Source organism: Pedobacter nutrimenti (assembly GCF_032678445.1).
Classification (GTDB): Bacteria; Bacteroidota; Bacteroidia; order Sphingobacteriales; family Sphingobacteriaceae; genus Pedobacter; species Pedobacter nutrimenti_A.
The window spans coordinates 168,318-194,489 of sequence record NZ_JAVTSQ010000014.1; the positions used below are offsets into that span (position 1 = coordinate 168,318).

The 26,172-nt window shown below is 41.4% G+C and carries 23 protein-coding genes; 11 read left to right on the plus strand and 12 right to left on the minus strand.

Annotated elements, in window-relative coordinates:
* Nucleotides 1-71: 71 nt before the first annotated feature.
* The 4 genes from R2S08_RS24050 to R2S08_RS24065 all read left to right on the plus strand — a co-directional run bounded on the left by R2S08_RS24050 (nt 72) and on the right by R2S08_RS24065 (nt 5,235).
* Nucleotides 72-1,586: a trypsin-like peptidase domain-containing protein gene (locus tag R2S08_RS24050; protein WP_316837520.1), complete on the plus strand. Its 1,515-nt coding sequence runs from the start codon at nt 72-74 to the stop codon at nt 1,584-1,586.
* Between the two features lie 172 nt (nt 1,587-1,758).
* Nucleotides 1,759-2,439 carry a succinate dehydrogenase cytochrome b subunit gene (locus R2S08_RS24055; RefSeq protein ID WP_133783661.1) on the plus strand — a complete coding sequence of 227 codons (681 nt, stop codon included), beginning with the start codon at nt 1,759-1,761 and terminating at the stop codon, nt 2,437-2,439.
* A gap of 27 nt (nt 2,440-2,466) precedes the next feature.
* On the plus strand, nt 2,467-4,446 hold the full coding sequence (locus R2S08_RS24060) for a fumarate reductase/succinate dehydrogenase flavoprotein subunit (RefSeq protein WP_133783659.1): 1,980 nt from the start codon (nt 2,467-2,469) through the stop codon (nt 4,444-4,446).
* An 18-nt stretch (nt 4,447-4,464) separates the two neighbouring features.
* The gene (locus R2S08_RS24065) at nt 4,465-5,235 is read left to right on the plus strand and encodes a succinate dehydrogenase/fumarate reductase iron-sulfur subunit (RefSeq protein ID WP_316837521.1); all 771 of its coding nucleotides are present in this window, start codon (nt 4,465-4,467) and stop codon (nt 5,233-5,235) included.
* An 84-nt stretch (nt 5,236-5,319) separates the two neighbouring features.
* Here R2S08_RS24065 and R2S08_RS24070 read toward each other — a convergent pair whose 3' ends face one another.
* The gene (locus tag R2S08_RS24070; RefSeq protein WP_316837522.1) at nt 5,320-6,567 is read right to left on the minus strand and encodes a M56 family metallopeptidase; all 1,248 of its coding nucleotides are present in this window, start codon (nt 6,565-6,567) and stop codon (nt 5,320-5,322) included.
* Nucleotides 6,564-6,941 (minus strand): BlaI/MecI/CopY family transcriptional regulator, encoded by a 378-nt coding sequence (locus R2S08_RS24075; RefSeq protein WP_316837523.1) that lies wholly within the window; start codon nt 6,939-6,941, stop codon nt 6,564-6,566. Before R2S08_RS24075 ends, R2S08_RS24070 begins: the two co-directional genes overlap by 4 nt.
* Before the next feature lie 156 nt (nt 6,942-7,097).
* On the opposite strand from R2S08_RS24075, the gene R2S08_RS24080 reads away from it, so the two are divergent.
* Entirely contained in the window at nt 7,098-8,444 is a 1,347-nt protein-coding gene (locus tag R2S08_RS24080) for a M20/M25/M40 family metallo-hydrolase (RefSeq protein ID WP_316837524.1), read from the plus strand.
* On the opposite strand, the gene R2S08_RS24085 is transcribed toward R2S08_RS24080, so the two are convergent.
* Nucleotides 8,445-8,624 carry a hypothetical protein gene (locus tag R2S08_RS24085; RefSeq protein ID WP_316837525.1) on the minus strand — a complete coding sequence of 60 codons (180 nt, stop codon included), beginning with the start codon at nt 8,622-8,624 and terminating at the stop codon, nt 8,445-8,447.
* Between the two features lie 307 nt (nt 8,625-8,931).
* On the opposite strand from R2S08_RS24085, the gene R2S08_RS24090 reads away from it, so the two are divergent.
* Together R2S08_RS24090 and R2S08_RS24095 are read left to right on the plus strand one after the other, a co-directional pair.
* Nucleotides 8,932-9,963, plus strand: coding sequence for a sensor histidine kinase (locus R2S08_RS24090; protein ID WP_316837526.1), 1,032 nt, complete (start codon nt 8,932-8,934; stop codon nt 9,961-9,963).
* Complete coding sequence (locus R2S08_RS24095) at nt 9,960-10,709, plus strand: LytR/AlgR family response regulator transcription factor (RefSeq protein WP_133783649.1); 750 nt, start codon at nt 9,960-9,962, stop codon at nt 10,707-10,709. Before R2S08_RS24090 ends, R2S08_RS24095 begins: the two co-directional genes overlap by 4 nt.
* Here R2S08_RS24095 and R2S08_RS24100 read toward each other — a convergent pair.
* From R2S08_RS24100 to R2S08_RS24110, 3 genes are read right to left on the minus strand one after another with little or no spacing between them, the layout of a single operon-like run.
* Nucleotides 10,706-11,452 carry a lysophospholipid acyltransferase family protein gene (locus tag R2S08_RS24100; RefSeq protein WP_316837527.1) on the minus strand — a complete coding sequence of 249 codons (747 nt, stop codon included), beginning with the start codon at nt 11,450-11,452 and terminating at the stop codon, nt 10,706-10,708. The two genes, R2S08_RS24095 and R2S08_RS24100, sit on opposite strands and share 4 nt — an antisense overlap.
* Nucleotides 11,453-11,465: 13 nt before the next feature.
* A complete protein-coding gene (locus tag R2S08_RS24105; RefSeq protein ID WP_316837528.1) occupies nt 11,466-12,029 on the minus strand; it encodes an NUDIX hydrolase in 564 nt (187 codons plus the stop codon).
* 21 nt (nt 12,030-12,050) lie between these two features.
* Nucleotides 12,051-14,549 carry a TonB-dependent receptor domain-containing protein gene (locus R2S08_RS24110; RefSeq protein WP_316837529.1) on the minus strand — a complete coding sequence of 833 codons (2,499 nt, stop codon included), beginning with the start codon at nt 14,547-14,549 and terminating at the stop codon, nt 12,051-12,053.
* A gap of 99 nt (nt 14,550-14,648) precedes the next feature.
* On the opposite strand from R2S08_RS24110, the gene R2S08_RS24115 reads away from it, so the two are divergent.
* Nucleotides 14,649-15,248, plus strand: a complete 600-nt coding sequence (locus tag R2S08_RS24115) for a thioredoxin family protein (protein ID WP_316837530.1) — start codon at nt 14,649-14,651, stop codon at nt 15,246-15,248.
* Here the strand turns inward: R2S08_RS24115 and R2S08_RS24120 are convergent.
* On the minus strand, nt 15,245-15,526 hold the full coding sequence (locus R2S08_RS24120; RefSeq protein ID WP_133783640.1) for an ATP-dependent Clp protease adaptor ClpS: 282 nt from the start codon (nt 15,524-15,526) through the stop codon (nt 15,245-15,247). The two genes, R2S08_RS24115 and R2S08_RS24120, sit on opposite strands and share 4 nt — an antisense overlap.
* 80 nt (nt 15,527-15,606) lie before the next feature.
* On the opposite strand from R2S08_RS24120, the gene R2S08_RS24125 reads away from it, so the two are divergent.
* Nucleotides 15,607-16,653, plus strand: a complete 1,047-nt coding sequence (locus tag R2S08_RS24125; protein ID WP_316837531.1) for a beta-ketoacyl-ACP synthase III — start codon at nt 15,607-15,609, stop codon at nt 16,651-16,653.
* A 7-nt stretch (nt 16,654-16,660) separates the two neighbouring features.
* On the opposite strand, the gene R2S08_RS24130 is transcribed toward R2S08_RS24125, so the two are convergent.
* From R2S08_RS24130 to dcd, 5 genes are all read right to left on the minus strand, one after another.
* Nucleotides 16,661-17,536, minus strand: a complete 876-nt coding sequence (locus R2S08_RS24130; protein WP_316837532.1) for an SDR family oxidoreductase — start codon at nt 17,534-17,536, stop codon at nt 16,661-16,663.
* Nucleotides 17,537-17,539: 3 nt separating this feature from the next.
* Nucleotides 17,540-18,301, minus strand: coding sequence for an enoyl-CoA hydratase/isomerase family protein (locus R2S08_RS24135; protein WP_316837533.1), 762 nt, complete (start codon nt 18,299-18,301; stop codon nt 17,540-17,542).
* A gap of 6 nt (nt 18,302-18,307) precedes the next feature.
* Nucleotides 18,308-21,019: a TonB-dependent receptor plug domain-containing protein gene (locus R2S08_RS24140; protein ID WP_316837534.1), complete on the minus strand. Its 2,712-nt coding sequence runs from the start codon at nt 21,017-21,019 to the stop codon at nt 18,308-18,310.
* Nucleotides 21,020-21,040: 21 nt separating this feature from the next.
* Nucleotides 21,041-23,728 carry a carboxypeptidase-like regulatory domain-containing protein gene (locus R2S08_RS24145; protein ID WP_316837535.1) on the minus strand — a complete coding sequence of 896 codons (2,688 nt, stop codon included), beginning with the start codon at nt 23,726-23,728 and terminating at the stop codon, nt 21,041-21,043.
* Between the two features lie 354 nt (nt 23,729-24,082).
* Nucleotides 24,083-24,619, minus strand: a complete 537-nt coding sequence (gene dcd / locus R2S08_RS24150) for a dCTP deaminase (protein WP_108554650.1) — start codon at nt 24,617-24,619, stop codon at nt 24,083-24,085.
* Nucleotides 24,620-24,687: 68 nt separating this feature from the next.
* Between dcd and R2S08_RS24155 the strand changes: the two genes are divergently transcribed.
* Together R2S08_RS24155 and lipB are read left to right on the plus strand one after the other, a co-directional pair.
* A complete protein-coding gene (locus R2S08_RS24155) occupies nt 24,688-25,329 on the plus strand; it encodes a 4'-phosphopantetheinyl transferase family protein (protein ID WP_316837536.1) in 642 nt (213 codons plus the stop codon).
* 11 nt (nt 25,330-25,340) lie between these two features.
* Complete coding sequence (gene lipB, locus R2S08_RS24160; RefSeq protein WP_316837537.1) at nt 25,341-26,039, plus strand: lipoyl(octanoyl) transferase LipB; 699 nt, start codon at nt 25,341-25,343, stop codon at nt 26,037-26,039.
* Nucleotides 26,040-26,172 lie beyond the last annotated feature (133 nt).

The window sequence follows — 26,172 nt, forward strand, 5'->3', positions numbered from 1 at the left end:
CATTAAAACCGGATTAGTGATGTTGTAAAACAGATATAATAATTGATATACACCATAAACATACAGAACAAATGAAAAAGATAGGATTAATAGTTTTAGCGGCATTGGTAGGTGGTGCTGCGGCAATTGGCGCCTATAGATTTTTAGAGCGCGGTCAGGATGGAATGTCTATTGAAGAAAAACAAAAGGTGCTTTTTGCAAGTAACCCAATTAAGATTTCTTCAGCAGGGGCAGTAGATTTTGTGCAGGCAGCAGCGGCAGTTTCGCCGGCGGTAGTGCACATCAGAACAACATTTAACAGTTCAAATAATAGCGGGGGTTCTTCTCCAATGGATATGATGGAGCAGTTTTTTGGTGGCGGGGGTAGATCCCGTGCTCCAAGGGCAGCATCTGGATCTGGGGTAATCTTAACACCTGATGGATATATTGTAACCAATAATCACGTGGTAGAAAATGCAGAGAAAGTTGAAGTGGTTCTGTCGAACAGGAAAAAAGTAATCGCCAAGGTAATTGGTGCTGATCCAAATACAGATCTGGCTTTGATTAAAGTTGAGGCTACAGATTTGCCAGTGGTAAAGATGGGGAATTCAGATAATGTACAGGTTGGGGAATGGGTATTGGCCGTAGGTTTCCCATTGGATCTGCAAACCACAGTAACCGCAGGTATTGTAAGTGCTAAATCGAGATCTATTGGAATTCTGGCCAGAAATCAGCAGCCAACTGAAGAAGAATATGAACAATATCAAAAGACTGGTAAAAGACCAGCCAACAGCAGCATTGAATCTTATATTCAGACCGATGCAGCCATTAATCCAGGAAACAGCGGTGGTGCTTTGGTCAATGCAAATGGTGAATTGATCGGTATTAATGCTGCTATTGCTTCTCAAACAGGAACAAATGAAGGTTATGGTTTTGCGATTCCGGTAAACCTGGCTAAAAAAATCCTGGAGGATTTTAAAAAGTATGGTGCGGTAAAACGCGGTTATATCGGCGTTACTTTTACGCCACTTGATGCTGATCAGGCCGAACGTTTGAAAGTTAAAGATATTGATGGCTTATATGTGAGCGATGTGATGCCTGATGGCGGTGGTGCGGCTGCGGGAATTAAACCGGGTGACATCATTAAAAAAGTAGAAGGTAATGTGATCTACGATTCTCCTGATCTTCAGGAAAAAATAGGACGTCTGAGTCCTGGTGATAAAGTTAATCTGACGATTTTAAGAGATGGTCAGCTGAGAGATATGAGTGTTACTTTAAGAGGTGATAAGAGTGTAGGTGTTGTGGCTAAAGCCAATGGCACCAAATCTACCGGAGCAAGCATTTCTAAATTGGGCGCTTCCTTTTCACCAGCACCTGCAGGATTAAAAGCAAAATATGGTGTAAGAAGCGGTGTGATGGTCACTAATGTAGAAGAAGGAAAAGCATTCGATTCTTTTGATATTGCAAGAGGTACGCTGATCACTTCTATCAATGGTAAACCAGTGAATAGTGCAAAAGAAGTAGAAGAGGCCCTGCCTACTTCCAGAAATGGAAGAACCACCATCTCAGGCATTGGAGACAATGGTAAATTTACGATTGCGTTCTAAGCCTTAAAATTTTTTAAGCAAAAGGGGAGCTTTATCTGAGCTCCCCTTTTTTATTTATCATCCTTATGTCATCTTAGAACGTTTCTAAATAGTCGATTTGTGCTTGGAATTACCAATTTAATTCATTTATTAAATACTTTTGCAGGAATAGAATTATAAAAAAACAAATCAAATGGCTAGTTTCGGAAACGCTTTTTCCTCCTCTATCGGAAAAAAATTAATAATGGGCATTACCGGCCTGTTCTTGGTTTTATTTTTAATAGTGCATTGCTTTATCAATGCACTGATCTTTATTAATGACGGTGGACTTACCTTTAATATTGGGGCACATTTTATGGCCACCAACTGGCTGATCAGGGCTGGAGAGATTGTCCTGTTTGTAGGGCTTATTGCACACATTGTTCAGGGTGCACGTTTAACTTTCCAGAACCAGGCTGCGCGTCCGGTAAAATATGCAGTAAGTAACGGTAATGCAAACAGTAAATGGTATTCCCGCTCTATGGGCTTACTGGGCACCTTGTTGCTGATCTTTTTAATTGTGCATTTGTCTAATTTTTGGGTCGTATCCCGGTTTACCGGTATTCCTACAACAGATGCGAATGGGCATGAAGATCTGTTTGCTGTGATGAAGGAAACTTTTAAAAATATCTGGATCGTTGTATTGTATGTGCTGGCAATGTTTTCCCTTGCTTATCACTTATTACACGGTTTTTCCTCTGCATTTCAAACTTTGGGATGGAACCATAAGAAATATACGCCGCTTATTAAAGGCGTGGGTGTATGGTATTCTATCATCATTGCATTGCTTTTCGCTTTAATGCCAATTGCAATCTATGCAGGTTTTATTAATTAATTTTTGAACGTATAAGCTTAAAATAACATGGCAGAATTAAATGCTCATATACCAGAAGGTGAATTAACCGAAAAATGGACTAAGTTACGTTCTTCTATGCCTTTGGTAAATCCAGCCAATAAAAGGAGTATAGAGATCATCGTGGTAGGATCAGGGCTGGCAGGCGCTTCGGCTGCGGCTACCCTGGCTGAAATGGGATATAAGGTAAAATGCTTTTGTTTCCAGGATTCGCCCCGCAGAGCGCACTCTATTGCGGCTCAGGGTGGTATCAATGCAGCAAAAAACTATCAGAATGATGGAGATAGTACTTACCGTTTATTCTATGATACCATTAAAGGTGGTGATTACCGCGCCCGCGAAGCAAACGTACACCGTTTAGCGGAAGTAAGTGCGAACATTATAGACCAGTGCGTGGCACAAGGTGTGCCATTGGCCAGAGAGTACGGTGGCTTATTAGACAACCGTTCCTTTGGAGGTACACAGGTACAAAGAACTTTTTACGCTGCGGGTCAAACTGGTCAGCAATTGCTTTTAGGTGCTTATAGTGCCTTAGAGCGCCAGATTGGAATGGGTAAAGTAGAAATGTTTACCCGTCACGAAATGCTGGAAGTGGTGGTGGTTGACGGTAAAGCACGAGGTATTATTGCCCGTGATTTAATTAGCGGAGAATTGCAACGCCATTCAGGTCATGCGGTATTACTTTGTAGTGGTGGTTACGGTAACGTATTTTATCTTTCTACCAATGCAATGGGTAGTAACGTTACAGCAGCCTGGAAAGCGCATAAAAAAGGTGCTTTCTTTGGTAATCCTTGTTATACGCAGATTCACCCTACTTGTATCCCGGTTTCCGGAGATCACCAGTCTAAACTGACGCTGATGTCTGAGTCGTTACGTAATGATGGACGAATCTGGGTACCTAAGAAAAAAGACGATCCCCGCAAAGCTTCGGAGATCCCAGAAGATGAAAGAGATTATTATTTAGAGCGCAGGTATCCTGCTTTTGGTAACCTGGTGCCGCGTGATGTGGCTTCCCGTGCGGCCAAAGAAAGATGTGATGCTGGTTATGGTGTGGGTGCTTCTAAATTAGCGGTTTATCTTGACTTTAAGGCGAATACAGAACGTTATGGAAAGATAGAAGCCAATAAGCATAATATTCATAATCCAGATAAAGAAACCTGTATGAGACTGGGAAGGGAAGTGATCAAGGAGAAATATGGTAACTTGTTTGATATGTACAAGCAGATTACCGGAGAGGATCCATACGAGCTTCCAATGCGTATTTATCCTGCAGTTCACTATACCATGGGTGGTTTATGGGTAGATTATAACCTGATGACCACTGTACCGGGCTTATATGCTTTGGGTGAGGCCAATTTCTCTGATCATGGTGCAAATCGTTTAGGTGCTTCGGCTCTGATGCAAGGTTTGGCTGATGGTTATTTTGTGATTCCTTACACCATTGGTGCTTACTTATCAAAAGAACTTGCTACAAAACCAATTCCACAAGATCACCCGGCTTTTGTTGAGGCTGAGGCGAGTGCAAAAGGTATTATTGATAAATTCTTTGCCATAAAAGGAACTAAATCTGTAGACCATTTCCACAAGAAATTAGGTAAGATCATGTGGGAAAGATGTGGGATGGCCCGCAATGCGGAAGGTTTGAAAAAAGGTATCGAGGAAATCCAGCAATTGCGCAAAGAATTCTGGTCTGATCTGCGTGTTCCTGGTGATGCCAATGAGCTGAATCCGGAACTGGAGAAAGCAGGCCGGGTAGCCGATTTTATTGAACTGGGTGAGCTGATGTGTATGGATGCATTGAACAGAAATGAGTCTTGCGGCGGTCACTTCAGAGAAGAATACCAGACAGAAGAAGGCGAAGCTTTAAGAGATGATGTGAACTATGCTTATGTTTCTGCATGGGAATACAAAGGTGATGTAACTTTTGAACTTCATAAAGAAGAGCTGAAGTTCGAAAATATTAAGGTTGCACAAAGAAGTTATAAATAGGTAAAAAATCCCAATACCATGAGTACAGGAAATATGAATTTAACGCTGAAAGTATGGCGTCAAAAAAATAACATTGCCAAAGGTAGTTTGGTAGATTATAAATTATCTAATATTTCACCTGATATGTCATTCCTTGAAATGTTTGACGTATTGAACGAAGGTCTTGTTGACAAGGGAGAAGAACCAGTTGTTTTTGACCATGATTGCCGTGAAGGTATTTGTGGGGCTTGCTCTATGTTTATCAATGGCCAGCCTCACGGACCGCTTCAAGGGGTAACCACTTGTCAGCTGCATATGCGTTCCTTTAAAGATGGCGATACCATCGTTGTGGAACCATGGAGAGCAAAGGCTTTCCCGGTGATCAAAGATTTAATGGTAGATCGTACAGCATTCGACCGTGTGATTGCAGCAGGAGGTTTTATCTCTGTGAATACTGGAAATGCACAGGATGCAAATAACCTCCCAATTCCTAAAGTAAAAGCAGATTCGGCTTTCGAGGCTGCTGCTTGCATCGGATGCGGCGCTTGTGTGGCTACCTGCAAAAATGCTTCAGCAATGCTGTTTGTTTCGGCGAAAATCTCGCAACTGGCGCAATTGCCTCAGGGACAGCCAGAACGTTACCGTCGTGTTCAAAGCATGGTTTCGCAAATGGATGTGGAAGGTTTTGGTAACTGTACCAATACCGGAGCCTGCGAAGCAGAATGCCCTAAAGGAATATCATTAGAAAATATAGCCAGGATGAACAGAGATTTTTATTCGGCAAAATTTGTTTCTGAGGAAGAAGTTTAATAAATTTATATCTCGAGACAAGGATATTAAACGAAGCCCCTGCCGTATTGGTTGGGGCTTCGTCCTTTTTAAAGAAGCTGATTTCTATTTGCTTAAAGAAAAGGAGATTGGGATATTGTACTTTACCCGTACCGGTTTTCCTTTGACTATTCCAGGTTCCCATTTGGGACTTTCTTTTAATACTCTTACGGCTTCTTCATCTGTTCCGGAGCCTAATTTTCTATCGACATGGATGTTGGTGAGCTCGCCGTCTTTTTCTACAATAAAGGATAGAAATACTTTGCCTTGAATATTATTCTTTACTGCACCTTCGGGATATTTCATTGAACTGTGTAGGTATTCGTAGAATTTCTTCATACCACCCTTAAACTCGGGTTGCTTTTCGGTACTGACAAAATCGTAAACTTTATCCTGTTTGGGTTGTCCATTCTGATCAAGTAAGCCATCCGACATAAAAAATGAAGTGGTTAACGGAATACCTTCTGTAAGCCTGGCGACTTTGTCATTGGTTCTAAGTGTTGCAGACGACAGGGTTAGTGTCAATCCGAATAAGGGTAGGAAAAGGCCATATTTCAGTACGGCTCTTTTCTTTGATTTTTCTTTGTAAAGCATAGTGATTCTTTTTTTAAGTTGAGATTGAGTGAAAAAATGATTGTTCAGAGAAGTTCTTGGAACCTGGAAAGAGCTGCTCAGCAGGAGCATGGCGTATTCTTCCTTATCCCCCTGGAAGTTTGCCGCCTGCTCATCTGCCAGATATTCATGAAGGTTTCGAATACTGCGTTTATAAAAATAAAGGATGGGATTGAACCAGTTGAGTATAGTCAATACTTCAAAAAATAGAACATCTGCGGTATGCCATTGCTTAATATGGATATCCTCATGCTGATGAATGATGTCTACATTAGGTAAGTCTGGGTCTATGGATTTCCTGTTGAGGAAAGAAAATGCTGTTCCTTTTTTTGTTGTCTTTAGGGATATAGATACGTTAAAGAGTTGCGCAATCAGTCTGGATGTGAAGAACAACACACCTGCCAGATAAATCATGACAATCAAGCTCCCGATCCAAACCGCATAGGAATCAGGGGGCGCCTGGTTAAATTCGCTGATATAGGAATTGAGCTGATAGGCACTGATATAGATAGGGTGGCTGACCGTTTGACTGGCAAACCATTCAAATCTTAAGAATGGAATAGATATCGAAAGCAGACCTGCAGACAGCAGATACATGCGGTTAAGCATGAAATAGGTCTCTTTGTCTAATAGCAGTTTATAGAAGCCATAGAATACCACGAGGTAAAGATTGACTTGCAGGATATAATGAGCCCAGTTCATTTCGGTTTGTTTTTAATGTTGTTGATCATTTTTAATATCTCATCTACGTCATTGAGGTCAATTTTTTCCTCTTTAACAAAAAAGGAAAACATGCTTTCCACGGAATTTTCGAAATAGCTGCCCATCAGTTTTTCTGTGGCATGGCGTTTATAATCTTCCTTACTGATCAAAGCATAGTATTGATGTGATTTTCCAAAGGCATGGTGGCCTATAAAACCTTTGGTCTCCAGAATGCGGATGATGGTCGAGACTGTGTTGTAAGCTGGTTTGGGAATGGAGAGCAGGTCAATGACGTCCTTTACGTAGCCTTTTTCAATTTGCCAAATGATCTGCATGATCTGTTCCTCGGCTTTAGTTAAATCTTTAATTTCCATATGTTCTTATGAATCAGGGTATTTTTAGTTTTTGTAACGCGTGATATAAAGCTATAACTAATTATTTAGTTATACAAATTTTTATTACTAAATCTTTAGTTTAAAAAATTCCCTTGAATAATTTGTACCTTTCTGATACGATTAAACCCCATTCTTATGAAATTAGCCTATTGTGTTTTATTCCTGTTGATCATCCATACTGCGTCTGCACAGCGTGTCATTGTCCGTGATCCGGTAATTTCAGGAATGCTGGAACAGGTTTCTGCAACTCATCTGGAGCAAACGATAAGAAAACTGGTTTCTTTTCAAACCAGGCATACACTGAGTGATACCTTGAGTAAAACGACAGGGATAGGTGCTGCACGTACCTGGATCAAATCAGAATTTGAACGGTATAATCAAGATAATGGGGGAAAGCTAAAGGTCAGTTATGATCAGTTTGTTCAGCCGGCAGATGGAAAACGGGTGCCCGAACCCACCACCTTAAAAAATGTAATGGCCATTTTACCGGGCACGGATCTAGCCGATAAGCGTATGCTGATGGTATGCGGACACTATGATTCCCGGGTAACGGATGTGATGAACAAAAAAGATATTGCTCCGGGTGCTAACGACGATGCATCTGGTGTAGCCGGTGTACTTGAGCTGGCCAGGGTGATGAGCAAAAACAGTTTCCGTGCGACCATCGTATTTGTAGCCATGGTGGGTGAAGAACAAGGGCTGTACGGTGCCGCGCATTTGGCAAAGAGGGTAAAAGAGGAAGGATGGAAGGTCCACCTGTTGCTTAATAATGATATGATCGGTAATAGCTATGGTATGGAAACCGATTTGAAAGACAACAGCAGTGTTCGGGTTTTCAGTGAAGGAATCCCCGCTGCAGAGACCAAAGAACAGGCTTTGGCCAGACAATCTGCAGGAACAGAAAATGACGGTGCTGCCAGACAAGCGGCCAGATATATTAAAGAGACAGGAGAAAAATATGTAGACCAGCTGCAGGTAAAATTGATCTATAGGAGAGATCGTTTTTTAAGAGGGGGAGATCATACGCCCTTTTCTTTACAGGGTTTTACAGCAGTTCGGATAACGGAAATGAATGAAAATTTTAACCGCCAGCATCAGGACATCAAAAAAGGGCAGGAATTTCAAATTGGAGATTTGCCGGAATATGTAGATTATACCTATTTGCAGAAGATCACACGATTGAATCTTGCCGTACTTGCAAATCTGGGATTGGCACCTCAGGAGCCTGGTGAAGTTCTTTTATTAACGACAGAACTGACAAATAAGACGGCTTTAAAGTGGAAGGCACCCGCAGGCGTACAGCCTTCTGGTTATTATGTGTTGATCAGGGAAACCAGCAGCCCTGTGTGGGAGAAGAAGTTCTTTTTTACAGAGACTTCCGCTATCCTTCCGTATTCGAAGGATAATTATTTCTTTGGTTTGCAGTCTGTGGACGCATTGGGGCATGAAAGCCTGATGGTGACACCAATACCAGGGAAATAACTATTTGGAGAATAAGGCATCAACCTTAACCACTGGACCGCGGGTATTTATTGTGCGTTTTACAGAAGCTTCATCGTTTTGACGGGGGCTGTTAATGCTGGTTGTAAAGGTTAACAACAGGACTACAAAAACTGGAACCAGTAAAAGTATAAATGGCGAGATGTTAGATAACGTTTTCATAATATTCGTTTTTTCAAGTTTTTATGCTCAGGAGCATTACTAATGCTCGGTTTGATGAAACAAATAGAATCATAAAAAATATCCTGCTAAAATGTTTTAGACCAAGCGCAGGTTATTCTAGATAAACGGTTAATTTGAAGGGTTTCGAAGAAAATCGTCTTTTTTGGGGGTTCGTAGAAGAAAAAAGCCAGTTCGTCGAAACGGACGCCGTACAGAGGATTAGTTTTTTTATTTTGGAAGCCTATAGTGGAATGATTATTATAGCAGATGATAGCTCCATTACAGATGAAAAAACAATAATATACGAATGAAAAACAGAGGCTCTTTTTTGATCCATTTTATATTCTGGTTGATCGTGATCATAATATGTGGCCTGGCTATCGCTAGCAATGAACGCAGATTGTCGCCACACGAGATCATGGTGCATTTCGGATACTATGGCCTGATTAATATATCTATTTTTTATATCAACTATACTTTACTTATTCCGCAACTGGTTCAGGACAGGAAAAGATACGGTATGTATGTGTTTTCTATGCTTCTGCTTATTGTTTTCATGTGTATTTTGAAAACGATGATCGCGGTGTTAAACAGTGATGTGATTTTGGCTTATCTGAGCAAAAACGGGGATAAGAAGTATACAGAGATTCCCGAGTATATTGTCAGGTCTGTTTTTACCTCTGGTTTCTTTATCGTGATCAGTGCATTAATTAAACTGGCCATAGACTGGTTTGGTAATGAACGGATACAGCGTAAACTGGAGAGTGAAAAAAAAGATATGGAACTGCAGTTTCTCAAATCACAGTTAAATCCACATTTCTTATTCAATTCCTTGAATAATATCTATTCTCTTGCCTATCAAAAATCGGATAAGACAGCAGATGCGGTTTTAAAACTTTCGGAGATTATGCGTTATATGATCTACGAAAGTAACGACAGCTGGGTGTCGCTAAGCAAAGAGATTGAATATGTGAAAAGTTTTATAGAGCTTCAGAAACTTAGGTTTAAGGATGGAGCCGCAGTTGAGCTGACGCTGAACGGGGAGATCGATGACCAGCAGATCGTACCACTGATCCTGATCTCGTTTGTAGAAAATGCATTCAAACATGGAGTGGCTAATGATCCAAAGGATCCGATTAAAATCAATATCATTGCCAATCAAAAGATCCTCCACTTTAGTATTACCAATAAAAAAAGTAAACAAAACAAAGACGAAATGGGTGGGGTAGGACTCAACAATGTAGAGCGCAGATTACAGTTATTATATCCTGAAAGGTATAAATTAAATATTGTAAATTCGGCTACCCATTACACCAGTGAACTAATGCTTGATATATGATGAAACTTAAATGTATTGCTGTTGATGATGAGCCTCTGGCTCTGGATATTATAGAAGACTATATTTCTAAAGTTCCGTTCCTGGAGCTTGTTAAACGCACGGAAAATGCAATTGAGGCTTTGCAATTGGTTCAGGCCGGAGGTATAGATCTTGTTTTCCTGGATATCCAGATGCCCGACCTGACCGGGATCCAGTTTCTGAAAATTGCGACAGGAAAATCGAATTATATACTGACCACTGCTTATTCCCAGTATGCACTGGAAAGCTATGACCTGAATGTTTCAGACTATTTACTTAAACCCATCGCCTTTGACCGCTTTTATAAAGCAGTAGAAAAAGTACACAGCCAGGTGAAAAATACAGAAGCCGCCGTAGCGCCTGCACCTGCCCCTGTTGCCACACCCGCCCCTGTCGTTATCCATCCGGTACAGGATTTTATCTTTGTTAAAACAGAGCACAAAATACAGAAGATTGAACTGGCCGATATACTCTATATTGAAGGCTTAAAAGATTATATTTCGATTTATACAAAAACGGAAAGGGTGATTACACTTCAGAATATGAAGAAAATGGAAGAGACCTTGCCGTCATCTCAGTTCATCCGGGTGCACAAATCCTATATTATTTCGCTGGATAAGATTGAAAGCATAGAAAGAAGCCGCATCAGCATCTGCGGAAAAGTGATTCCGATAGGAGATACTTACCGGGATGAGTTCTTTAAACGTATCGAGAATAAAAATCTTTAAGCAGGCAGTTCCTGGTTTAGCTTTTTGCGAATGGCCAGTTCTGCTTCAAGGGTAATCTCTTCGAGCGATTTACCTTCGGTGGAAATGGGGAGCAGTACGGTCCACTTTAACCGTTCGAAAGTGCTTAAAGGATAGAAGCCATAGCGTACAATTTTCCAGGAGTTTTCGATAGCGATGGGAACGACAAGCGCATCAGGATTGATTTTTAACAGCGTAGCAATTCCACCGATATGGAATTTTTTCATCTGGCCATCCTTTGCGCGTGTACCTTCTGCAAAAATCATAGCCGACCAATTGTTTTCTTTCATCCTTCTGCCCAGTTTTATGATTTCTCCGATAGATTGCTTGCTGTCTTTCCGGTCGATATTTGCTCCTCCACCATATTTTAGGTTAAAAGAGATGGAAGGAATACCCTTGGTAAGTTCGATCTTGGAAATGAACTTGACATGTTGCCTGCGTAAAAACCAGATAATGGAAGGAATGTCATACATGCTCTGGTGGTTGGCAATAAAAATGACTGAACGGTTATCCGGCAGGTGCTGGTCATTTATAAACTGAATAGAATTGCCGAGGAAAATCTGGCAATACGTCAGGAAAAAGTTTAAAGCATCTACCGACCATTTATGTGCCTTATAGCCGAAGCACTTGTAACAAACCCACTGTATGGGCTGGAAAACCACCAGGGTTAAAGCAAAGAAAATATAAAATACAGGGCTTAATATATAACCTAAAAGCTTCTTCATCGATATTATGTTTTTAAAGGGTGTTAAGGGCACCCTCGTCCAATAAAATTTTAGTTTTTAAAATGGCAGCTACACTCATGCTGTCGGTAATCTCTCCATGGAGGACCATTTGATAAGCCTCCTCAAAAGGCAATTTGCGAATGCGGAGCTGTTCGGTCTCTTCCGGTTCAGACTCGCCTTCGGTTAAGCCGGTGGCAATATATATAACGGCCAGTTCATCAGAAACGGAATTAGAGAGGTGCATTTGCTGGATCTGTTGCCAGTGGCTTGCTGTTAAACCTGTTTCTTCGAGCAGCTCGCGTTTGGCGCTGTCGAGTGCCGGTAGATGGAGCGGGCCACCACCCTCGGGAATTTCCCAGCTGTAGGCATTTAATGGATATCGGTACTGACCAACCAGCCAGGTGTTCCTTTCCTCGTCCAGGGGTAAAATACCAATGGCCAGGTTTTTAAAATGAACCTGGCCATAAATACCTTTGCCTCCTGAAGGGTTGATCACATCGTGTTCAGTGAGACCTATCCAGTTGTTTTCATAAATCTTGCGGCTTTCCAGGGTTGTCCAGGGATTCTTTTCATCCATGCCGCAAGATACAAATTTCTCTTAAAATGAGCCTTCATCAGGACGTTGATCCTGCTGTTCCTGTTTTTTTGTTTTTTTAGAAATGAAGTCCGTTCTTCCAAAACGATAAGAGAAGGTCAGACTGCCCATCGGACCGGTCATATACCGTTTAAAATCTATTGCAGTTCCCGGCGTGTTGGTGGTCATACTCCAGCTTCTGCTGTTCAGTACGTTCCTTACATTCAGGCTTAGAGAAGCTTTTTTGTTTTTGAAATCATATTTTGCGCCTGCATCCAAACCGTACATCGCATTTCTTTTTCCCTGGGCAATGACTTGTGATGAGCTGTAGTCTCCTTTGAGCTGCAGGCTGATGTTGTAGGGAAGGATAAAATTATTGGTCAGATTTGCATCCCAGCTGAATCCTGAATTGTCTGTTGTGCCATATTCAGGAGAACCGGTGAGTTTACTGTGGTACAAATTGGCATTGGCCGTAAAGTTCCAGGCTTTCATGATATCCACTTTTCCAATCAGCTCTAAACCTGTAGCCAATTGTTTGGCCAGGTTTTCCGGGGTCGTGGTGGTAATGCCCTGATCATTAGGAAGTGATCTGATCCGTTCAATGACATCATTGGTTTGACGAACATACACGGTAGAAATAAACGTTACCTTCTTCCAGAATTTATTGTAACTGAATTCATAGGCATGGACATCTTCTGGTTTCAGGTTTGGATTACCCTGACGGTAATTTAAAGGATCAGAAGTATCCAGGAACGGATTGGTGTCCCAGGCCCTTGGTCTGTTTACCCTTCTGCTGTAACTCAATTGTATCTGCTGATCTCCTTTCAGTTTTTCTGTTAAAAATACACTAGGGTACAAGCGGGTATAATCTACCTTTCCAGGGGTATAAATAATGCTGTTGTCGCTATGGTAAGCTCCGGATGTCGTGTTTAACAAGGCGTCCTCTGCCCTTAAGCCAACCTGATAGCCAAAATTACCAACCTGGTTCTGGAAGTTGGCATAAATAGCATGAACCTGGTCCTTACTATGGAAATTATTAGTCAGGGAGTAATCTGTATCGTAATTTCCGGTAGTGTTGTTTAAAATAGAAGACAAGGTATTGTTGTCTGCATAGCGGATCTGACTGCGGTAACCGGTCTCAAACTTGCCTGTTTTTCCAACCGGAAGGCTGTAATCTGCCTGGATGTTATAACTCTTGTTAGAACCTGTACCGATATTGGTGTTTATGCTATCCGGATAAACACCTGCCTGACCGCCCCTGTTGTAAAATTCGGTTGTGTAGATCTGATTGTTGTCATTGGTGCCTTTGGAATAGCCAAGATTAAAGGTCAGTTCCTCTTTAGGCTTTTTAAATTTCTGGCTGAAATCCATGTTCAGGTCATAGCTGTTGCCATTCCCATCTGTTTTGTTTTGGCGGTTGCTCAGTTCAAATGGGCTTCGGTCTGCATGTAAACGGTTTACTTTAAGCAGATCCGTTCTGTCATTGTCACGGGTGTTAAAGTTTCCTGAAAAACTCAGGGTACTTTTGTCGGTAACATTGTAATCAATTCCAGCTTTTACATTATGACCTTTATCCAGGTTTTTGGAATCTGTATTCTGATCTGCATAACCTGAAGGGACTTTATTGACCATATCTATATAGGTAATGTTATTGTAGCCACCACCTAAACGGTTTCCATATCTGTAACTGTAATTTCCGTACAGGTTTACCCTTTTGTTTTGGAAACTGAGGCTGGTATTGGCGTTGTAATTGTCCCGGTTTCCGGCGGTGAGCGCCAGGGAACCGTTAAAGCCTAATTTTTTGTTCTTTTTCAATACGATGTTAATGATCCCTGATTGCCCTTCTGCATCGTATTTTGCAGAGGGATTGTTGATGACCTCTACGCTTTCAATAGAACTGGCCGGAATGGATTGAAGGATGGTCGCTACGTCGCCGCCAGCAATTAACGAAGGCTTTCCGTCTACCAGGATTTTGACCCCTGTCGAGCCCCTCAGGCTAACATTGCCGTCCATGTCGGTTTGTACCGTGGGTACGTTCTGAAGAAGATCCGCTGCTGAACCACCTTCACTGATTAAGCTCTGATCTACAGAGAATACTTTTTTATCAATGCCAAGCTGCATGGTGCTTTTCTGACCTGTGATCTTGACTTCATTGAGTACGGTACCTTTGGCTGGTTTCATTTTTATGGTGCCGAAATTCAGATCTTTTTGGCTTCCGTTAATATTTACCGAGTCTCTGACCAGGGTTTGATAGCCTATATAACTTATTTTAAAAGTGAATACACCATTGGGCAGCCCCATGATTTTTAAATTTCCGTTAACGTCTGTTTGTGCTACTTTTACAACAGCTTTCGTTTTTCTGTTGAGAACACTTGCGGTGGCAAAAGGAACGGTTTCATTGGTCTGGGCGTCTATGACTTTTGCGCTGATTGATGTTGGGTTGGTCGATTGAGCATTAAGTTTTACAGTTATTATACAAATTCCAATGGCTAATAACAGAACTTTGCCTACATATGTTCTCATCTGGTGTTTTATCCTTTTTGTGTGTTTATTTAAGAAGGGCAAAGTAACAGCGAGGAAATTTAATATTAGGGGGCGTAACCATTTTATTACAGCGATATCATGATAAATTACAGTAATATTTTTGATAGGGAGGGTTTAAGCTATACGGCTTACCGCCAATTGATCGATGAAAAGTTAAAACAAGGAAAAACTACCGGTCCGGATGATTCGGAAGCGATGCTTCATTACACAAAAATGAACATACAGCGGATGAGCCGGGTGGAGAAGACAGTGGCGCTAAATGAGGATTTACTTCTGGCGTTGAAATCTGTTCAAAAGCCGCACAGATTGCTGGTGATTTCAGAAGGCTGGTGTGGGGATGCCGCACAGATTGTTCCTCTGTTTGCTAAAATTGAAGCGAGCGATCCGGAGAAATTCAGTCTGAGATTTGTACTGCGGGATGAGCATTTACCTTTGATCGATGCACACCTGACCAATGGAGGACGGGCTATTCCTGTGCTGCTTGTTCTGGATGAACAGGGAGACGTGAAAATGCAATGGGGACCAAGACCACAAGTTCTTCAAAGCCTTTTAAAAGAATGGAAAGCGGAAGAAACGGATATGATGAAAATTGCCGAAAAGCTACACGGCTGGTATGCAAAGGATAAAACGCAGACCACCCAGAATGAACTGACGGCCGTATTTAAAAACCTGTCCTAATCTACAGATACGGTTAAGCCCTCCTGTTGAAGGATTTTACGGTAAATTTCCATTTCGGTAAAAGAACCTTCCAGGATGGCACATTTTCCTTTGTTATGGACCTCCCATGCAATTTTTTCTGCCTGGCTTTCTGTATAGTCCAGGTATTTCATCATACAATGAATAACATGATCAAAAGTGTTTACATCATCGTTCCATAAAATTAAACGATGCGAGGTTTTTAAAGAGGAAAGGATCTCCTCGAGCGTAAAGGTTTCTTCTTTTGTTTCTGTGGACATGCTACAAAAATAAGCTTATTTCAAAATAATGTTGCAGTTAAAGTTATTTTTGATTAAAATTTGCAGTTAAACCAAATAAGATGAACAGTTCTAAAATTGCAGGCATAGGTTATTATGTTCCAAAAAATGTCTATACCAACGACGATCTCTCTAAGTTTATGGATACAAATGATGCCTGGATACAAGAACGTACGGGGATCAAAGAGCGTCGTTTTGCAGACAGACTGGAAGAAACGACCACCACAATGGGGATCGAAGCGGCTAAAATAGCGATAGAAAGAGCCGGAACTACAGCTCAGGATATAGATTTTATCATTTTTGCGACCCTAAGCCCTGATTATTATTTTCCGGGTTGTGGGGTATTGCTTCAAAGGGAAATGAAGATGAAAGAGATTGGGGCACTGGACATCCGGAACCAGTGTTCGGGTTTTGTATATGCACTTTCTGTTGCAGACCAGTTCATTAAAACCGGCATGTATAAAAATATCCTGGTGGTGGGCAGTGAAAAACATTCTTTCGCAATGGATTTTAATACACGCAGCAGAAATGTTTCCGTCATCTTTGGTGACGGTGCAGGTGCGGTCGTGTTACAGCCTGCAGAGCGGGAAGGACAAGGGATTTTGAGTACGCATTTACATAGTGATGGGGCAGATGCTGAAATCCTGGCGATGTATTACCCTGGTGCTGCTGCCAATAAGTGGTTAAAAGACAAACCTGGTTATCCGGATCAGGAACTGGGCGGTTTGTTTATGACAACCGAACAGCTGGAAAGCGGAGCAGCCTTGCCTTATATGGATGGACCTGCTGTATTTAAAAAGGCGGTAGTGAAATTTCCCGAAGTGATCAAAGAGGCTCTGAAGGCCAATCATCTGAAGCCTGAAGATATAGATTTGTTGGTTCCTCATCAGGCCAATCTGAGGATCAGTCAGTATGTGCAGCAATTGCTTGGGCTGAGTGATGACAAGGTATTCAATAACATCCAAAAGTATGGAAATACAACAGCGGCCTCCGTCCCGATTGCCTTATGTGAGGCCTGGGAGTCTGGTAAAATAAAAGAAGGCGACCTGGTTTGCCTGGCCGCCTTTGGTTCGGGGTTTACCTGGGCAAGTGCATTGATCAGGTGGTAAAAGGAGCTTAACTTCCTTTTGCTGCTCTTGTCATTTGCTCAAATGCATCCCACATTTCATTTGGAATGGCTTCCAGCCCGTTGAATTGTCCGGCACCCTGGAGCCATTCACCGCCGTCAATCGTAATCACTTCACCATTGATATAGCCTGCAAAATCACTGATTAAAAAAGCAGCAAGGTTGGCCAGCTCCTGATGTTCTCCTACTCTCTTTAAAGGGACTCTGTTTTTGAAATCAAATTTTTCAGCCAGATCTCCCGGTAATAAACGTTCCCAGGCACCCTTGGTTGGAAAAGGGCCGGGCGCAATGGCATTGGTTCTGATACCGTATTTACCCCATTCCACAGCTAATGATCTGGTCATCGCCAATACGCCACCTTTGGCGCAGGCAGAAGGAACGACATAAGCCGATCCGGTAAAGGCATAAGTGGTGACGATATTTAGTATACTGGCAGCTTGTTTTTCCTTGATCCAGTGTTTTCCAAAGGCTAATGTGCAGTTCACAGATCCTTTCAATACAATGTCAATTACGGAAGAGAATGCATTGGCAGAAAGACGTTCTGTAGGAGAAATGAAATTGCCTGCGGCATTGTTCAGCAAGCCATCTACCCGGCCAAAAGTTTTGAGGCTTTCTGCCAGCACATGCTCTACCTGTTCATATTCCCTTACATCGCAGGCCACAGCAAGAACTTTTCCCCCGGTTTCTTTCTCCAGTTCTTCTGCTGTTTTTTGGATGACTTCCAGTTTTCGGCTGGTGATCACCAGGTTGGCCCCCAGTTTCAGAAAATAGGTACCCATGGCTTTACCCAATCCGGTACCACCTCCTGTAATTACAATGGTTTTGCCTTTTAAGGCGTCATCTCTTAGCATGGGTTGGTTATACATCGCTTATTTTTTTTGAAGGTTATCAATAATTGTTTTCAGGATGCTCCTGGTGGAGGGCGACCACCATTGCTCCAGCATCAAGGCAAGTGTTGCACTTTGATCCTCTGCTGTGGCGGCAATCAGTTCCTGTCTGATATTTAATTTGCTTTGTTGCCAGGTATTCGGTTCAAAAGCCATATACTTCCTGATCCTCCGCTCTGCTGCGGTCAGAATGCTCTCCGCTTTAACCACTTCGTCTATCAGACCTGCCTGCAAGGCTTCTTCCGGACTAAACAATTTACCTTCGAGCAAGCTTCTGGCTGCATTTGCCTTACCGATCCAGAAAGCATACAGCTTAAAAATGCTGTTGGGTACAATAATGCCCACCGGAACTTCATTCAGTCCTATAATATATTTGCCCTCGGCCATAACCCGCGCATCACAGGCTAATGCCATGACACAGCCCCCCGCAGGGCTATGTCCGTTTATCGCTGCAACCAGCGGCTTTTTGAAACGGGTAAGGGTAGAGGCAAAATCCAGGAACAGTTCCCAGAAGGATCTGACTTCTTTCTCATCATACTGGTAGAGTTCAATCAGGTCAAGCCCGGCCGAAAAAAAGTTTTCCTGTCCGGTAAGGATCACTCCTCCAATATTGGCATCTGTAGAAATATTACGGAACATATCATTCAGTTCCGTGATCATCTCTCTGTTCATGGCATTAGACTTAGCCCTGTTGAGGGTTATTATGGCCAGACGGTCTTTTATGCTAACTTTAATTGTCTTCATTTTTATTTATTTTACTTCATAAGTATATACAGTTCTTGCCAGTTGGCCACTGGCATTCATTCCTTCTGCAACCACCCGGTAGATTCCTGGCTGGTCGGTATTAAAGTATTCAACCTGGGCTACGCCTTCTTTGCTAGTGATCACCTGAGGATTCCAATAAACGGTTGACCTAAGGTCAGGTTGAATTTCAGATATAGAGGTGTATTTGGGAGAATAAAAAGTTCTTGGTGAATAATAACCTTTTGGTATGTAAGTGATAATGCCCGGGGTATAGATTAAACCAGGTTCAGGCTTCTTTTTATTTCCACGTTTAGTGGTGATCAGCAAAATGCCCCCATCTCCCATTCCACCATAGATAGCGGTATAGGATGGGCTTTTTAATACTTCAATGCTTTCTATTTCTTCAATACTCATAAAATTATCAATGGTTTCACCAGTGGTTAATTCTCTATACACTCCATCAACCAGTATATGCATCTGTTTTCTGCTGGCGTACCTGGCTAAAGCAGGTTGTCCGCCAGGGAAGGTTATGCCAGGAAGGAGAGCGGTCAAATTACTAGATAGCGCAGGGCCATATTTTAACTCTTCTGCAGTAATAGTCTTATTTGCATGCCCGGCACCATTTAAATTAGTTGAGTATTGGGCAACAGGTTTTTTTTGGTTAATATTTACTTCTTTTAGCGAAATGTTTCTGTGCAGCTGACCACGTTTGGTCAGCTGATCAAAATAGGGTTCACTTTTAAAGATATAGGATGAAATGGCTTCATTTACATTTATTTCAATATCTCCAGTATTTTTATTGTGGGTAACGATTTGTTGGGGAACCCGATCCAGTTTTAATTCTACATTCGTCTTATTATTTGTATTTCTTCCCTGAATGACGAATTTGGTGCTGTCGCCGAAGTCCAGATGATCAAAGTTGAAATGTCCACCGACATCTGTCAAAGTATCAATCATGAATATTCCACCTGATTTTGAGAACAAAGAAACTTTGCCCTTTTCAATTGGTTTTCCACCAGGAGTGGTTAAGATACCACTAATGGACATAGATTTTTCAAGTGCATAAGGCACTGTTTCGGGTTGATGTTCGAGAAAATTTTTCCATGAAAAACGTCTCCAGCCCTGAGTTAGTAGTAGGTTGTCAAGGTCGGTTTGAGTGGTCTGATCCTGTTTAAGGAAATAGTAATCAGGCTTTTCAATGTAGCCTGCTAAATCGGAGGTCAGAAGAAATGTGGCCAGGATATGGCTTTCATTTTCTTCGTCGGGCTGAACAATTGCAGTGTTGGTTACTGAAAGTGAAAAATTACCTTCCATGGGTTTGTTACCAGCACCCGAGGTTAAAGAGAGCTTTACCAGTTCTCTTTTTTGATATTGTTGCTTATTACTCTGAAGTCGAAGATTGGCCATATCTTTCGAGTTGTTCACAAATGTTAAACGTTCACAAACTGGAATATCGTCAGGTCCAAATAGGGTGAGCTGTGCAATTCCAATAGGGAGATCTTTTTTGGGAATATTAACCACAACCAGCTGTTTATCTGTTTGAGCGGTATACACTGCATATACATTGCTGTTGTTTTGTGCAAGTAATTTTAACCTTCCTTTTCCGAGAACATTTTTACTCAGATAAATCTTTATGTTGATTTTTGAACTGTCCTGATTATTAACGGATAATACATAGCCAGAAGTAAGTGCAGGAGGAAGTTTGATTTTTTGCGTGGTCTCATCTTCAAATTTAACAATCGCAGTATAACTCTTTCCTGGCTGCGGATCAAGGATCAGATTTCCCATGCCAAGGTGCGTTGTATGGAAACTTCTCACCTCATTGCCTTCGTTATCCACAATAGTGCCCGATATATCCTTTCCTCGGCCATTAGGATCTATTGCTTTTATTCCTATCCTGGAAGGAATGTTCTCGACAAGATTTCCTCCTTCCGGGAAAAATTGTACATCCATCTGTGTGGAAGTGGTGGTAAAAGGGATCAACTTAGTGACACGGTCTTTACTAGAAACATCAATTGTCGCTGTAATTTTGCCAGAAGATTTCAGCTCCGATTGTGCAGCAAAAAAACTAAAGTTGATCTTTCCGCTGCTGCTGGTCAATGCTTTTCCACTAAATATGTTTTTTGAATTCATCTGCACCACATAAGTAACATCTTTATTGATATAAGGTTTCCCCGTTTTATCATTGAAGGTTAATTCTGCGTTTGTTTTTTGTTCGTCTTTGCCTGCAGAAATGGTATATTTTGTATGTACAAAGACTTGGTTTGCCCATGAATTTCCAATTTTAATGGTTTTATCAAAAAAGAATGCCGGACCTGCATTTCGCATCCATTGCGTATAAGCCCGGATCCTGTAATTTCCTTCCGTTAAAGAATCTGTTAGTTTAAAATCTCCCCATGTAAAGCCATCAATAATAGGCAGTTTAATTTGTTTCTTTATAGAATCATCTTCATTGATCAGTTCTACGTATAAAATATTGCTGATGTTTGTAGGGGAGGAGTTTAAAGTATTAATCACATAGGCTTTGAACCAAATATCGTCACCAATAGCGTAGAAAGGCTTATCCAAATGAAGATGTACCTTTTCCTGGGGATGTTTTTGATGGTAATCCTCCAATTTTTTCAGAAGTATCGAAAATGAATCATCATCGTTCTTAAAGCCAGCAAAGCAACAACAGCCCATTAGAACCAATATATGAAAAATCAATTTTTTTCTCATAAATATGAAGGGTTAAACAGATTAATTTACCTCATAAGTATATACAGTTCTTGCCAGTTGGCCTACACGGTTCATGCCTTCTGTAACCACCCGGTAGGTCCCGCTCTGATCGGTGTTGAAATAGCCAACCTTGGCTGTTCCTGAAGTACTGGTGATAATTTGTGGATTCCAGTATACCGTTGTTCTCAGGTCAGGCTGGCTGCTGGATTCCGGAGTATATCGTGGAGAATAAAATTGTCTTGGTGTATAATATCCCTTTTGCGTGTAAACCATAATGCCAGGAGTATAAACAGAACCGTAATTTCCCCCGCCACGCTTAGTCGTGATTACGAGGATACCTCCACCACCGTTCATTCCGTAGATCGCTGTATTTCCTATGCTTTTGAGTACTTCGATGGTTTCTACTTCCTGAGGCACAATATTATCCAGGAAATCTGCATCCATATTCATTCCGTCAAGAACGATCCGCATAGGGGTATTTCCGTTTCTCATCAGATAGGCTTTTCCATCCCGTATCATCAGACCGGCTACCCGACCCTGTAAACATTGGGACAGGGTTGTGCAAGTCCCTAGTTGATCTGCGGTGATGATGGCATCTGCATGACCGGCTCCATTCAAATTGGCGGAGTTTGGCGCTTTGTTCTTTTTCTCTATGATATTGACTTCGTTCAACATGATGGTTCGTTGTAACAGGCCACGCTTGGTCAGTTCATCAAAATAGTTCTCACTTTTAGTGATATAAGAGGAAATGGCCTCGTTGATGTTGACTTCTATATCACCTGTATTTTTGTTTTTGGTGACTACTTGTTTTGGCACAAGGTCTAGTTTGATCTCTACATTCTTTTTGTTTTTTGCATTTCTGCCCTGAACAACAAATTTTGTGCTGTCACTGAACAGGAGTTTGTCAAAGTTGAAGCGGCCATTCGCATCTGTTAAAGTATCGATCATAAATAGCCCCCCCGAAGAAGAGAACAAAGAAACCTTTCCCTTTTCTATGGGTTTACCACCGAGGGTAGTCAATGTGCCGCTAATGGCAAGGGATTTTTCGGCTTTATAAGTTGCCGGCGGATTGGCATTACCGGTGAAGGTTTTCCACGAAAATCTCCGCCATCCTTGAGTGAGCAGTAAATTGTCCAGATCGCTTTGTGCAGCAGGATCTTTATGGAGGAAGTAATAATTTGGTTTCTCTACATAGCCCGCCAGATCGGAGGTTAGCAGAAAGGTAGTGAAAATATTGCTTTCATTATCCTCGTCTGGCTGAACAACGGATGTATTGGTCACAGACATCGAAAAAATACCTTGTACAGGTTTGTTGTCTGTGGTAGAAGTCAGGGTAAGCTGTACAGAATCTCTTTTATTATAGGTTTTCCGGTCGCTCTGCACCTGAAGGTTAGTCAGGTCGGTTTGGTTCTGTACAAATGTTAACCTTTCGCAAACAGGTTTGTTGTCCGGGCCAAATAATGTAAGCTGAAGAATTCCCATAGGAAGATCTTTTTTAGGAATGTTGATGATCACCAGTTGTTTTTCTGTTTTTGTGGTAAAAACAGAAAACACATTGCCATTGTTCTGTGCGAGTAATTTTAGTTCACCTTTACCCAGCACATTACTGCTCAGATAGATTTTGACAGTGATTTTAGACGTATCCAGATGGTTTACCGACAATACATAACCCTCGGGTAGGGCTTGAGGTAGTTTGATCTTCTGATCAGAGCCGTCTTCGAACTTAACGATCGCGTTGTAGGTCTTTCCTGGCTGTGGATTGAGGATGACATTACCCATGCCCAGGTGCGTGGTGTTAAATTTGGTAATTTCTGTACCTTCATTATCAACAATGCTTCCAGTAATGTCTTTACCCAGACCAGCGCTGTTTATCGCTTTGATGCCTAGTTTGGAAGGGATATTTTCTACAAGATTTCCACCCTCCGGAAAGAATTGTACATCTATGGCATTGGAAGTTGCCGTGATGGGAATAAGTTTTACGACCTTCTTTTTCCCAGGCAATTCAATTGTGGCGGTGATTTTTCCAGAAGATTTCAGTTCTGGTTTGTTATTCAGGAAATCGAAGTTGATTTCGCCATTGCTGTTGGTGAGCGCTTTTCCTTTACTAATATTTTTATTGTCTATCTGTACCACATAGTTCACCTCATTGCCGCTATAGGCTTTTCCGGTTTTGTCTGTAAATGTGAGCTGAGTATTGACCTTCTCTGCATTTTTTTCTGTTGAGAATGAATATTTTGTACGGGTAAAAACTTTATTTGCCCAGGAATTTCCAATTTTCAGGGTTTTATCGAAAAAGAACTCCGGACCAGCGTTCCGCATCCATTGTGTATAGGCTCTGATCCTATAGTTTCCTTCGGGAAGAGAATCGGTCAGTTTAAAATCTCCCCAGGTAAAACCGCCAATCACAGGAAGCTTAATCTGTTTTTTGACAGAGTCTGCCTCATTGATCAGCTCAACATATAATATGTTGCTGATTTCGCTGGGTTGAGATGTCGTGGCATTTATGATATAAGCCTTGAACCAAATATCGTCGCCAATGGCATAATAGGGTTTATCCAGGTGAAGGTGGACTTTTTCCTGGGGGTTATCCTGGTTATAGGCTTCCAGTTTTTTTATCAGGGCCGAAAATGGATTGTCGTCAATTTTAAAAGCCGCAAAACAACAGAGGCCGAAAAGTACAAAGAGCGTTAGAACTAATTTTGTTTTCATTAGTATATAATTAATTTTAAAGGTTATGAAGCTATCATGAGTTTTATTCATTGTGTTTTGTGAGTGTAAACTCTTGATGGTTTCATCAGAATATAATTTTATTTTAATGGTGATGAAGCTATCATGTGCAACCAAATTCTATTCATATCGGTTTGTGTATTTCTGCACATGATGGTTTCATTGGAATATAATTAGCAAAGTTTTTTTCGAGGTTTTTCTGTTTTTAATTGCTCTTAAAAGGGTTTAAATCCGTATTTACTTGGCGGTTGCATAAATTAAGAGTAATAAAAATAAAGCCTCAATATACGAGTATTGAGGCTTTATTGCAAAATATGAAAGTAAGGTTAAAATGGATCAGAACTTGTTCTGCCACATCATACTTTCTACCGGTTTGGTGGTTTTGTTGCTGTATTTAGCATTGTCCTTTGAGTTGTACATGGTTTTAATATCACCTTCTACAACAAAATAAATCAGCTGGCCAATTGGCATGCCTGCGTAAATCCTTACTGGCTGTGCACAGGAAATCTCCAATGTCCAGGTGTTGCAAAAACCAACATCGCCTTTGCCGGCAGTAGCATGAATGTCAATACCCAGGCGTCCGGTGCTGGACTTGCCCTCTAAAAAGGGAACATGTGCATGTGTTTCTGTGTATTCCAGCGTTACACCAAGATAGAGTGTGCCAGGCTGTAAAACATAGCCATCTTTAGGAATTTCAAAGTGTTCTATGGTGTTGTGTTTTTTTGCATCGAGTACTCTGTCTTTATAGGTGGCCAGATATTTGCCTAAATGCACATCATATGAGTTTGTGCCTAAGCATTCGGGTTTAAAAGGTTCGATAATAATGGTGCCCTTATCTATTTCTTCTAGAATACGTTTGTCGGAAAGTATCATTTATTAAGTATTTGGGCTAAATTATGATTAATTTAAGATACTTTTACCATTGATTTCCTAAAATAGAGATGCCAATCGTTTTTAATAAGAATATTGATGATCAAACCATGCTTTCTGTATGGAAGATAGAAGAGTCTGAAGAACAACTCATTGCGGGTTTACAGCTGAAACAGCATGAACTTGATTTTATTTCTTCTCTGAGCAATGGTAAACGTTTGCTGCATTGGTTGAGTACACGTTTATTGCTGAGAACCATGTTGCAAACTACCGAATATATAGATTGCAGAATGGATGATCATGGTAAGCCCTATCTGGTTAATATAGATTATGAAATTTCCCTGAGTCATTCTTTTGATTATGCTGCGGTAATGATCAGCAGAAATAAGAAAGTGGGTGTGGATATCGAGCTGATCAAAGATAAGATCCATAAGATTGAGCAGAAGTTCCTTTCTGTGGAAGAGCTGGAGCAAAATGATCTGAACAGGAGCACTGAAGGCCTCTATGTGTGCTGGTGTGTAAAGGAGGCTATCTATAAATGGAATGGAAGAAAAGGCCTGGAGCTAAAAAAGGACATGTTTATCGAATCTTTTCCATTGCAGGAAGAGGGACAACTGAGGGCCTTTGTCAGTTTAGCTGATGAGCGAAAAGAGTTAACTGCTCATTATTTTAAGGTAGAGGATAGTTATATGTTAGGTTATGTAATGGCTTAATCATTTCTGTTATGAATAAAAATGTAAGATATATCGACTGGGGGCTAATTGACTATCAACAAGCCTGGGATCAGCAGGAAGGGATTTTTAATGAGACTGTAGCTCTTAAGACTGCGAACCGTACCAATCATACGGAAATAGAAACGCCCAATGTGCTGATCTTTTGTGAACACCCTCATGTATATACGTTAGGGAAAAGTGGTTTGCCCGAAAATTTACTGTTGGATGAAAAGGGGCTGGTAGAAAAACAGGCTACTTATTATAAAATAAACCGGGGCGGTGATATTACTTATCATGGTCCGGGCCAGATTGTCGGGTACCCTATTCTTGATCTGGATAATTTCTTTACTGATATTCATTTATATCTGCGGACCCTCGAAGAGGCAGTTATTCTAACTTTAAAGGATTATGGTGTTGAAGCGGGGCGATATCCTGGCTATACCGGGGTTTGGCTGGATGCGGATAATGAAAAGGCCAGAAAGATCTGCGCTATGGGAGTGAGGTGCAGCCGCTGGGTGACCATGCATGGTTTTGCTTTTAATGTAAATACGGATCTGGACTATTTCAAAAACATTGTTCCTTGCGGAATAGATGATAAGGATGTGACTTCGCTGAAGCGCGAACTTGGTCGTGAACTGGATATGGAAGAAGTTAAGGCTATTCTCAGAGGCCATATTGCAGATTTGTTCTCTATGAAACTGGATGTCTAGTTTTATCTGGTTGGATTAATTTCCTTTTGTTGGTGGTTAAGATTGGAATTTTTAGGACACCTGCTTCCAGGCTTCGCGATATCAGGCGGCCGAAGGGGCCGCAGATCTCTAAGGCCTTCCAGCAGGTATCCTA